This is a genomic window from Carnobacterium sp. (assembly GCF_040274425.1).
Genome location: NZ_JBEMBC010000206.1, coordinates 1 through 565, shown reverse-complemented (window position 1 = coordinate 565; position 565 = coordinate 1). Strand labels below are relative to the sequence as shown.

Annotated in this window: 1 protein-coding gene; it reads left to right on the top strand. The window is 36.8% G+C overall.

Annotated elements, in window-relative coordinates:
* Positions 1-565, top strand: a 565-nt coding sequence (locus ABS911_RS15405; protein ID WP_350468261.1) for an ABC transporter transmembrane domain-containing protein, incomplete at both ends; no start/stop codon positions are given.

Sequence of the window (565 nt, the reverse complement as noted above, 5' to 3'; positions counted from 1 at the left end):
TGACTAACGATGTTAATCAACTACAACTGGCATTGGCTATGTTGATTCGCCTTGTTGTGCGTGCACCCTTTTTAAGTGTAGGATCGGTTGTTATGGCCTTTATTATTGATAAGCGTTTAGGGCTGATTTTTCTTTTATTGTTGCCCATTTTCTGTGGCATTCTATATTTAATCATTCGATATGCGGTTCCTTTGTATCAAAAGGTACAACAACGTTTAGATAGGTTAAACAAACTAGTTGCTCAGAATTTGAGTGGAGTACGTGTGATTCGTGCGTATGCGAGAAAAGAAACAGATACCAAAGTATTTTCTGAAACAACAGATGAGTTAGCAACAATAAACGAAAAAGTGTCTAATATTTCGGCATTAATGTCTCCAAGCACGACATTGATTATGAATATAGGCGTGATTACTTTATTATACTTAGGTGGTTTTTCAGTTAATGATGGGACACTACAACAAGGTCAGGTATTGGCATTAATTAGCTACATGAATCAAATGTTGCTTGCTTTGATTGTCGTATCAAACCTCATAGTTGTTTTTACTCGTGCGTATGCTTCGGGGCA